Below are 9011 nucleotides of genomic sequence, written 5' to 3'. Positions count from 1 at the left end.
GTTTCGTGGAGGACGTCCGGGTCGGGATGGCCGAACGCGAGCAGGAGATCCACCACGCGTTCGCCCAGGGCGAGGCGTTCGACGACAAGTTCGCCCCGGGCACGCCCCACGCCCCGCTTCGCGAACAATTCAGCAGAGGGAGCAACTGTGGTCTATCTCGCAATCGGAGTTCAGTGCCTCCTCGGAACGATCTTCGTCGTGTCGTCGTGGACGAAACTGGTCGGTCGGCATTCGTTCCGCGAATTCGTCACGTCGGTGGGCGATCTCGGCCTGTTGCCAAGCCGCTGGGTTCGACCGATGGCGTGGCTGGTCGTCGCTGGCGAGCTTGGAGTCTGTGGCCTGCTCCTGGTGCGCGCGGTTGAGTCGGCATACGCCCTCGCGGTGTTCTTGTTGGTCGCGTTCGCGATCGTGGTTGCGCTGACCCGGCGTCGCGGCGTCTCCGCGACCTGTCGCTGTTTTGGCGCTTCCGCAGTCCCGTTCGGGCGTCGCCACATCGTCCGCAACGGGGCCCTCGCGGCGGCGGCGCTGGTCGCGGCATTCGGTACGCAGACCGCCGCCCGCGGCAGCACCGGCGGAACGGCGGTCGCGATGCTCGCGGGCCTCCTCGCCGGAGTGGTCGTCGTGACCCTCGACGACATTCTCGACCTGCTCCGGCCGTCGCCGGTACGCCCTTGGCGTTCCGCCGGCACGGGGAGCAGGGCCCAAGGCTGATTCAGCACCCGGGCGCACACACCGCCCCGGCTCATCAAGGGAGTGGTCCATGTCAGTCCTCACTGCGGTCGTCGTCCTGCTCGCGGCGGTCTGCGCGTTGCAGTTGCTCCTCACCATCGGGGTGATCAGACGGCTTCGCGAGCACACGGCCGCGCTGGCTGGCCTCTCACAGTCACCCGCGTCCCTCGGTGTCGGCGACGAGGTGGGCGAGTTCAGTGCGGTCACTGTCGACGGCGAGCCGGTGGAGCGGGACTCGATCACCGGCGACACCCTCGTCGCCTTCTTCACGCCCGGCTGCGGGCCTTGTGAGAAGCGCCTTCCGGAGTTCGTCTCGTACGCCGGCAGTTCGTTGGGCAGGCGTGATCGGGCGATTGCGGTCGTCGTCGCCGCGGAGCTGAGCGACGCCGACGCCTACGTCGAGGCCCTGCGACCGGTCGCCCGGGTGTTCGTGCAGGACTCTGACGGGGCGTTGTGCAGGGCGTTCCAGGTGACCGCGTTTCCGACGGTCGTGATGGTGGCACCTGAGCGGGACGGGCGGGTCATGATCACCGCCGACCGGATCCGGCTCGACCAGCCCGCGTCCGTACCGGCATGAATCCACTGTCGTCCCGGGGTGCGGGCCTCAAGAGGCGGGGTACCCGCGGCGGGCCGGTCGGAGTGCGGAACCTCTTGGCCGCGTGCGCGCTCCCGGCATCGGCCGCACCCGTTACCTTCGCCGGATACGTCGGGATGACGCTCATCGCCGGAGCGGTGCCCGTGGTGTTGGCCTGGCTGGCGAAGCTGGTGCTCGACGGTGTGGTCCAGGGCAGCACCCAAGGCCGACTGGTCGCGCTCGCTGCGGGCCTGGCCGCTGCGGGAGTGGTCTCGGCGGTGCTGCCGCAACTGGGCCAGTACCTTCGCGCCGAACTCGACCGCGCCGCCGGGCTCGCCGCCCAGAGGCGGCTGTTCGAGGCGGTGGGTCGCTTCGTCGGGCTCGGACCGTTCGAGAATCCGGTGTTCCTGGATCGTCTTCGGCTGGCCCAACAGTCAGCCGCGATGATGCCGACCCAGGCCGTCGACGGGGTTCTCGGCGCCGGACGGTCCGCCGTCACCATCACCGGCTTCCTCGGCACCATGTTTCTGATCAGCCCGTTGATGACGGGGCTGGTGCTGGTGGCCGGAGCGCCGACGCTGCTTGGTGAGCTGGCGCTCGCGCGAAGGCGGGCGCGGATGCACTGGGAGATCGGACCGGTCGAACGACGGGAGATGTTCTACAGCGGGATGCTCTCCAGCCTGGAGGCGGCCAAGGAGATCCGCCTCTTCGATACGGGGACATTCCTGCTTCGACGCATGCTCGCCGACCGCCGTACCGGCAACGCCGTCAAGCGGTCGATGGACCGGCGCGAACTGGTCACTCAGGCCGGGTTGGGTCTGCTGGCCGCCGTCGTGTCCGGTGGTGGCCTGCTGTGGGCCGTTGACGCTGCCCGGCAGGGCCGCCTGTCGGTCGGGGACATCACCGTCTTCGTCGCCGCGGTGGCGGGCGTGCAGGGGGCGCTCGGCACCCTCGCGGCCGAGGTCTCCCGTACCCATCACGCGGCACTGATGTTCGACCACTACCTCGCGGTCACCACGGCGGGGCCCGACCTGCCGGTGGCCGTTGGCCCGCCCGCGCTCCCCGCGCTCACGTACGGCATCGACCTGCGCGACGTGTGGTTCCGCTACTCCGACGACCATCCGTGGGTGCTGCGTGGGCTCACGCTGCGCATACCGGCCGGGTGTTCCCTCGCACTGGTGGGCCTCAACGGCGCGGGAAAGTCGACACTGGTCAAGCTCCTCTGCCGGTTCTACGACCCGACGCGAGGCAGCGTCCGTTGGGACGGCCGAGACATCCGCGAACTGGACCCGGGGGAGCTGCGGCGGCGGGTGAGCGCGGTCTTCCAGGACTACATGGAGTACGACCTGACCGCCGGCGAGAACATCGCGCTCGGCGACCTGGCGGCCCTCGATGACCCGGCGAGAGTCGAGGCGGCGGCCCGCCGGGCCGGGATACACGAGCGGCTGGATCGGTTGCCGCGGGGGTACGACACGCTGCTGTCACGGATCTTCTTCATGGAGTCCGAGAAGAGCGATCCGGATACCGGCGTGGTGTTGTCCGGTGGGCAGTGGCAACGGTTGGCCCTGGCCCGGGCCTTCCTCCGTGGTGATCGGGACCTGCTGATCCTCGACGAACCGTCGGCCGGGCTGGACCCGGAGGCCGAACATCACATCCACAGCTCGTTGCGCCGTCAGCGGGCCGGGCGGACGAGCGTGCTGATCTCGCACCGGCTCGGGGCGGTGCGAGACGCCGACGTCATCGCCGTGCTCGACGACGGCCGGGTCGTCGAGCAGGGAACTCATCAGGAACTCGTGGCTGCCGGCGGCGCGTACGCCCAGCTCTTCGCACTGCAGGCCGCCGGTTACCAGCCGGCGGAGAGGTCGTCGCTGTTGTCAGGGGCAGAGACCGCGGTTGGTGCCCCGAACGTCGGGAGGCTGTCGTGACCATCGTGTGGTGGATCGGCTCCCTGCTCGGGGCCCTGGCGGCGGTGGGTCTGGCAATCATCCACCTGGGACGAGGGTTGGTCCCGGTGACGATCCACGGTCACAGCATGTATCCCACCTACGCCTCGGGCGAACGCATCCTCGTCCGTCGCCTCGGCGGCGTCAGGGTGGGGCAGGTGGTTGTGGTGGAGCAACCGGACGCAGCCGGGGGATGGGCGCGGGGTCCGGTGATCGGAACGGCGCCGGCGCGGGCCGTGGCCCTGCGACGGTGGATGATCAAACGGGTGGCCGCCGTACCGGGCGATCCACTGCCGCCGACCCCGATACCCGTCGCCAGTGGCGTCGGTGGGGCCGTGCCGTCTGGGCATCTGGTTGTTTTCGGGGACAACCAGCGGGCCAGCTTCGACTCGCGGCACATCGGCCTGGTGCCGGTGGAACGTGTGCTCGGGGTGCCGCTAGTGGATCGCCCGGCCCGCCCGTCGAACGCTGTCCACCATGTCGGTCAGCGACCCACCTCACGGCATTGACGAGAAACGCGGACGGCGTGGGCAGCTCTGTGCCACACGAGTAGCGGCCATGGGCGTCTCCATCTCCCTGGCTCACTCCGCGTACCGCAGTGTTCGCCTGACCGACGACTCGGCTTGACGTCTCGGACAGATCCATCCACATCCATTAAGGCATGACGGGACATCACCCACACCACTGCCACCACGACCACGGATCCGACGACGACGTGCCGTACGGCCAGGTCGAGATCCCCGCAGGCCTCGGCCGACGGGCGCTCCTGGCCGGTGCCGGCGGAACGTTGATGCTGGCCGCGCTGCCGACCGCTGCCAGGGCTACCAACACGACGATGGCCGGCGCCCCGACCGCCGCGGTCGGCGCCGGCCGGTCATCCCTGATCACCCAGGGCACGACGCTGGTCCACGCCGACATGCACAACCACACGGTCATGTCGGACGGTGACGGCAGCGCCGAGACCGCGTTCGCCTCGATGCGTGAGGCCGGTCTGGACGTCGCCGCGTTGACCGATCACGCCACCCTCTTCGCCATCGACGGGCTCAGCTCGTCCGAGTGGCGGACCACCGGTGATCTCGCCAACGCGGCCAACGACCCGGGTCAGTTCACAGCGATCCGCGGGTTCGAGTGGTCACATCCGTTGCAAGGGCACATCAACGTCTGGAACACCTCCGACTTCGCCGACCTGTTGCGGGCCGGCAGCCCCGGCAGCCTGTACAACTGGCTCGCCGGCCGTCCCGGGGGTCTGGCGAGCTTCAACCACCCCGGTCGGGAGGCGGGCCGGTTCAACAACTTCTCCTTCAACGCCTCGGTCCGCGATCAGCTCGTGGGGCTGGAGATGTTCAACCGGACCGACGACTTCCTCTTCGAGGGCTGGTCGTCGGGTGTGACGTCACCGCTGGTGGCCTGCCTGAACGCCGGTTGGCGGCCGGCTCTGACCGGTGTCACCGACGAACACGGCACCAGTTGGGGTTTCCACGAGGGCAAGGGCCGCAGCGGCCTGTGGGTCGCCGAGAACACCCGAGCGGCGGTGTTCGAGGCGATGGCCGCCCGCCGTTCCTTCGCCACGCGGGTCTCGGGCCTACGGGTGGACGCCACCGCCAACGGCGTACGCATGGGTGGGGTGCTGAACGTGGCCTCCGGCGACGTACGGTTCCTGCTGGATCTGGACCGCGGCTCGGCCTGGGACGGCAAACCCCTGCGGATCCAGGTCCTCCGTCCCGGCACCTCGGCGCCGACCGTCGTCGACGTCATCGACACCGTCAACGGCCAGGTCAGCGACTTCACAGTGCCGCTCAACGTCACCGACGGCGACTGGGTGGTGCTCCGGATCTCCGACCCGTCAGTGCCCAACGGCACCCCCGGCCCGGCCGGCCACCCGTGTAACGACTTCGCGGTGGCCTACACCAGCCCCTGGTGGCTCCGGCCCTGACCGTCGAGGTGCCGGTCCCGGCGCCGCGGGCCAGCCGCAGGCTGCTGCGCCGGCCGCGCCGGGACCGGCTTCAGTCTGTCCACGACCGGCGACGACACGGTCGGTATTCTGCACCCTGTCACCCGACAATCGTCCCCTGCGTGATCGTTCTCGGTGACCTGAGCGCCCAGGGATGCGGCCATGGAGAGGACCCGGCGATGAGCCTGTCGTTCCCGTTGCACCAGAATCCGAGCCCGGCGAGCGCGCAGCGGCGAGCCGAGATCATGGCGAATCCGGGGTTCGGCAGGTACTTCACCGACCACATGGCACGGGCGGTGTGGAGGCCGGACGGCGGCTGGCAGGACTCCGAGATCATCCCCTTCGGTCCGATCCTCATGCACCCGGCGGCGGCCGTCCTGCACTACGCCCAGGAGATCTTCGAGGGGATGAAGGCGTACCGGCACCGCGACGGCTCGATCTGGTCGTTCCGACCGCAAGCCAACGGCGAGCGCTTCGCCCGGTCCGCCCGGCGGCTGGCACTGCCCGAACTGCCGGTGCCGGACTTCATGGCCTCGGTCGAAGGGCTGGTCCGCGCCGATCAGCTGTGGGTGCCGGACGAGGACGAATACAGCGTCTACCTGCGGCCGTTCATGTTCGCGTCCGAGCCGTTCCTGGGGGTCCGCCCGGCGCAGGAGATCACCTACATGGTGATCGCCTGCCCGGTCGGCGCGTACTTCTCCGGTGGCGTCAAGCCGGTCTCCATCTGGCTCTCCACCGAGTACACCCGGGCGGCCCGGGGCGGCACTGGCGAGGCGAAGTGCGGCGGCAACTACGCCTCCAGCCTGGCGCCGATGGTCGAGGCCGCCGAGCACGGATGTGAGCAGGTCTGTTTCCTGGACGCCGCCGAGGGCCGCTACGTGGAGGAGCTCGGTGGCATGAACCTCTACTTCATCACGGCCGACGGCCGGATCATCACCCCGGAACTCGGCACGATCCTCGAGGGCGTCACCCGGGGCTCGATCCTCGTCCTCGCCAAGGGTCTGGGCTTGGAGGTCGAGGAGCGCCCGGTGGAGATCCGGGAATGGCAGGAGGGTGTGGCCTCCGGCGCGATCACCGAGGTGTTCGCCTGTGGCACCGGCGCCGTCGTCACTCCGGTCGGGCGCCTGGTCTGGGAGGGCGGCGAGGTGACGGCCGCGAAGGCCGGCGCGGAGGACTCGGTGACCATGCGGCTGCGCCGCCACCTGCTCGACATCCAGTACGGCCGGGCCGCCGACCCGTACGGCTGGATGACCCGCCTCGTGTGACGAGGACCGTCGAAGACCTCCCCACGGGCGCCCGGATGACGCTGCCGTCCACATGGCAGCCGGGGCCGAGCGGCGACGTCACGACGTGCGGTAATGGCCGGTGAGCCGACCGAGCTTCATGGCCAGGTGCAGGCACAGCCGTTCGTTGCCGTCCTTGAGGTCGGTCCCGGCGAGCTGCTCCACCCGTTGCAACCGGTAGTAGAGGGTCGTCCGGTGCAGTCGGAGCTTCTCGGCGGTGGCGTGCGCGTTGCCCGCCAGGTCGAGGTAGGCCTCCAGGGTCTCCAGCAACACCTGGTGGGCGTCGTCGCGCAGCAGCCGCTCCAGCCCGGGATGGACGCCAGCGACGTCGAGGTGCTGGCTGTCCAGTTGGGACAGCACCCGGTAGATGCCCAGGCCGGCCCAGGAGACCACCCCGCCCAGCGCGGGCAGTTGCGTACCGACCCGGGCGGCGTGTGCGGCCTCCTGATAGGACTCCACCGCGCTGGCCAGCCCGGCGCGCGGCTGACCGATCCCGGTGACCGTCCGCTCCACCGAGGCCAGGCCCCGGGTCGCGGTGCGCAACGCGTCGCTGAGGTGCCCCGCGGAGGCCTCCGGTGAGGGGCGGCCGGCGATCCGGTCGCCGCAGACCAGCAGCACCCCGTGGTCGTGCCAGACCAGGTGCAGCGTCTCCCGCACCCCGATCCACCGGCGGGTGGTGACCAGGGCCTGTTCCAGGGCGATCCGGGCCACCTCGTCGGGCTGGCGTCCGGCGGCCGGCACGAGCTGGGCGACGAGCGCGACTGTCAGCCCGTCGGCGACCACCACGCCCTCCTCCAGCAGCGCCCGCGCCGCGTGCTCGCGCGCCTGTCGGCTCTCCACCAGCAGGGTGCGGGTGGCCTCGGTCTCCCGCTGCGCGGCGAGCTCACCGAGCAGGTTCTCCCGGTACAGGGCCAGCGACAGGTCGGTGAAAGGGCCGGTCGCGGTGGCGATGTCGGCGTCGGTCATCGAACCGTCGGCATCGATGAACCAGACGAACCCGAGCAGCAGGTCGTCGTGTCGGATCGGCACGCAGACCCTCGCCAGCAGGTCCAGCTCGGCGCACGCGGGGGTGCGGACCGGCGCGTGCGCCGTGAGCACCCCCATGCCCCGGAACCAGGCGATCACCTCCGGCGTCGTCTGCCGGCGCAGGATCGACGTCCGGCGGACGTCGTCCATCGGGCCGTCGTGCTCGCTGTAGGCGACCACCCGCTGTCGCCGGTCCTCGATGAGGGCGGGTCGTCCCACCCGGGCGGCGACGGCGTCGACGATTCGCTGGAGCTCACCGTGCATGTAACTCCCCAGGTTGCGCTGCGTGACAGGGATCGCGCGACCGCCAGTCCTTACCCTCCGGTGCGGGTGGGTCATCGCGCAAGGTCCACTGTCGAAGTCACGACAAAAAGACGGGCGGCGTCGCGACGGTTCCGGCATCTGTCCGAAGACCGGGGACGACAGACGTTCCTAGGGTTCCGGTACGGATCGCACCAGCGCCGCCGCGCACGGTGCGGGTGGGATGACGGGCGGCGCCGGTGGGGAGGGGATTGCCGAGTGGGATCTGGTAGGCCCTGGCAGGGCGTGCTGGTCGCCATCACCACGCCGTTTCGCGCTGACCTGTCGGTCGACTTCGACAAGCTTCAGGAACACGTCCGTTGGCTCGCCGCCGAGGGGTGCCACGGGGTCGCGCCGTGCACGTCGATGGGGGAGTACCGGGCCCTCTCCGACGACGAGCGGGCCGCCGTGGTGAGCGCTACGGTGCAGGCCGCACCACCCGGCTGCGTGGTGGTGCCGGGCGTCGGTGGCTACGGCAGCAGGCAGGCCCGTCGCTGGGCGGAGCAGGCCGCCGCGGTCGGCGCCCACGGCGTGCTCGCGCTGCCACCCGACGCACCCGCGGCTCGCGCCGCCGACGTGGTCGCCCACTACCGGGAGGTGGCGGCGGTCGGCCTGCCGGTGGTCGCCCACAACGACCCGTACGACACCGGGTTGGACCTCACGCCGGACCTGCTGGCAACCGTCGCCGAGATCGACGGGATCGTCGCGGTGAAGGAGGTCACCGGCGACGTACGCAGGTTGCATCGCCTGCGGGACCTCTGCCCGCACATCGACGTGCTGGTCGGCGCCGACGACGTGGTGCTCGAACTGGTGCTGTGTGGTGCCACCGGATGGGTCGCCACCCTGCCCAACGCGCTGCCCCGCCAGGCCGCGCGCCTGTACGAGCTGTGCGTCGCCCGCGACCTGGGCCGGGCGCTGCCGCTCTACGCCGAGCTGCACCCGATCCTCGGTTGGGCCTCTCGACCGGAAGCCGTGCAGGCCGTCAAGCTCGCCATGGAGTGCGCCGGACGGTTCGGTGGGCGGTGCCGCCCACCGCGCGGACCGCTGTCCGGGTCTGCCGTCGACCGGGTGCGCCGTGACGTGCTGCGGGCCCTCGCGACAGCGGCCGATCCGACTTTCGGGGCCGGCAGTGACTGATCTGCGGGTGGGCGTCGGTCATTCAGGTGTCGGAAGTCGCAGGCCCACCTGCCGACATCTGCACAGTG

8 protein-coding genes are annotated in these 9011 nt (G+C 70.5%); 7 read left to right on the top strand and 1 reads right to left on the bottom strand.

Annotated elements, in window-relative coordinates; genetic code table 11:
- The first annotated feature begins 147 nt into the window (after nt 1-147).
- The 6 genes from AB0B94_RS07830 (at nt 148) to AB0B94_RS07805 (ending at nt 6462) form a co-directional block, all read left to right on the top strand.
- Nucleotides 148-711 (top strand): MauE/DoxX family redox-associated membrane protein, encoded by a 564-nt coding sequence (locus AB0B94_RS07830; protein ID WP_357269874.1) that lies wholly within the window; start codon nt 148-150, stop codon nt 709-711.
- Nucleotides 712-760: 49 nt separating this feature from the next.
- On the top strand, nt 761-1306 hold the full coding sequence (locus tag AB0B94_RS07825) for a TlpA disulfide reductase family protein (protein WP_357269871.1): 546 nt from the start codon (nt 761-763) through the stop codon (nt 1304-1306).
- Nucleotides 1307-1440: 134 nt separating this feature from the next.
- Complete coding sequence (locus AB0B94_RS07820) at nt 1441-3228, top strand: ABC transporter ATP-binding protein (RefSeq protein ID WP_357269868.1); 1788 nt, start codon at nt 1441-1443, stop codon at nt 3226-3228.
- On the top strand, nt 3225-3755 hold the full coding sequence (locus AB0B94_RS07815) for a S26 family signal peptidase (protein ID WP_357269865.1): 531 nt from the start codon (nt 3225-3227) through the stop codon (nt 3753-3755). Before AB0B94_RS07820 ends, AB0B94_RS07815 begins: the two co-directional genes overlap by 4 nt.
- Before the next feature lie 152 nt (nt 3756-3907).
- Entirely contained in the window at nt 3908-5179 is a 1272-nt protein-coding gene (locus AB0B94_RS07810) for a CehA/McbA family metallohydrolase (protein WP_357269862.1), read from the top strand.
- A gap of 197 nt (nt 5180-5376) precedes the next feature.
- Nucleotides 5377-6462 (top strand): branched-chain amino acid aminotransferase, encoded by a 1086-nt coding sequence (locus tag AB0B94_RS07805; protein WP_357269859.1) that lies wholly within the window; start codon nt 5377-5379, stop codon nt 6460-6462.
- Between the two features lie 78 nt (nt 6463-6540).
- Here the strand turns inward: AB0B94_RS07805 and AB0B94_RS07800 are convergent, their stop codons facing one another.
- Nucleotides 6541-7770 (bottom strand): helix-turn-helix domain-containing protein, encoded by a 1230-nt coding sequence (locus AB0B94_RS07800; RefSeq protein WP_357269856.1) that lies wholly within the window; start codon nt 7768-7770, stop codon nt 6541-6543.
- A 255-nt stretch (nt 7771-8025) separates the two neighbouring features.
- Between AB0B94_RS07800 and AB0B94_RS07795 the strand changes: the two genes are divergently transcribed.
- On the top strand, nt 8026-8943 hold the full coding sequence (locus tag AB0B94_RS07795) for a dihydrodipicolinate synthase family protein (protein WP_357269853.1): 918 nt from the start codon (nt 8026-8028) through the stop codon (nt 8941-8943).
- The last annotated feature ends 68 nt before the right edge of the window (nt 8944-9011 follow it).

It is taken from the genome of Micromonospora sp. NPDC048986, from assembly GCF_040649335.1.
Classification (GTDB): domain Bacteria; phylum Actinomycetota; class Actinomycetes; order Mycobacteriales; family Micromonosporaceae; genus Micromonospora; species Micromonospora alfalfae.
This window is presented reverse-complemented; position numbering and strand designations above follow the sequence as displayed.

Coding starts and splice junctions, on each gene's coding strand:
- AB0B94_RS07805 (WP_357269859.1), top strand. CDS start 5,377: ATGAGCCTGTCGTTCCCGTTGCACCAGAATCCGAGCCCGGCGAGCGCG.
- AB0B94_RS07820 (WP_357269868.1), top strand. CDS start 1,441: ATGACGCTCATCGCCGGAGCGGTGCCCGTGGTGTTGGCCTGGCTGGCG.
- AB0B94_RS07810 (WP_357269862.1), top strand. CDS start 3,908: ATGACGGGACATCACCCACACCACTGCCACCACGACCACGGATCCGAC.
- AB0B94_RS07825 (WP_357269871.1), top strand. CDS start 761: ATGTCAGTCCTCACTGCGGTCGTCGTCCTGCTCGCGGCGGTCTGCGCG.
- AB0B94_RS07800 (WP_357269856.1), bottom strand. CDS start 7,770: ATGCACGGTGAGCTCCAGCGAATCGTCGACGCCGTCGCCGCCCGGGTG.